This window comes from Streptomyces murinus (assembly GCF_002154555.1).
Lineage (GTDB): Bacteria > Actinomycetota > Actinomycetes > Streptomycetales > Streptomycetaceae > Streptomyces > Streptomyces murinus.
Genome location: NZ_MUNF01001047.1, coordinates 1 through 649, shown reverse-complemented (window position 1 = coordinate 649; position 649 = coordinate 1). Strand labels below are relative to the sequence as shown.

The window sequence follows — 649 nt, the reverse complement described above, 5'->3', positions numbered from 1 at the left end:
CAGGCGGCCCACCCGGGCCGCGCCGCACCGGCGTCCCGCCCGCCACCGCTCACACCGCGCTCCACCCTCCGTCCACGGCGATCGCCCCACCGGTGACGAAGGACGCCCGGTCACTGCACAGCCAGAGCGCGGCCTGCGCCACCTCGTCCGGGTCCGCCAGCCGCTTCTGCACCGCGCGCCTGGTCAACTCCCGCTCCACCTCGGGTGCGCCGGCCAGGTACGGCTCCAGCTGAGCCGTGCGGGTGGCGCCCACCATCAGCGCGTTCACCCGGATCCCGGCGGCCCCGTATTCAGCCGCGGCGGCCCGGGTGAGGCCGAGGACCGCGTGCTTGGCCGCGATGTAGGGGGCCGTGGCGCCCGTCGCCGAATGCCCGGCGACGCTGGAGGTGTTGACGATCGTGCCACCGCCGCTCTGTCCCAACATGACAGGGATCTGCCGGCGCATGCAGTTCCAGACGCCCCGCACGTTGACATCCATCACCATGTCGTAGGCGTCCTCGTCGAGTTCGTGAAGGGCGGCACCGAACGTCCCCGAACCGGCGTTGTTGAAGGCGGCGTCCAGCCCTCCGAACTCCTCGACCGCCCGGGTGACAGCGGCCTCCACGTCCGCGGGACTGCGCACATCCCCCGGCACGGCCACCGCCCTCCC

1 protein-coding gene is annotated in these 649 nt (G+C 73.3%); it reads right to left on the bottom strand.

The window, feature by feature from the left end; genetic code table 11:
- Positions 1-49 precede the first annotated feature (49 nt).
- A partial coding sequence (locus CCN72_RS37560; protein ID WP_107430321.1) for an SDR family NAD(P)-dependent oxidoreductase occupies positions 50-649 on the bottom strand: 600 nt, incomplete at its 5' end.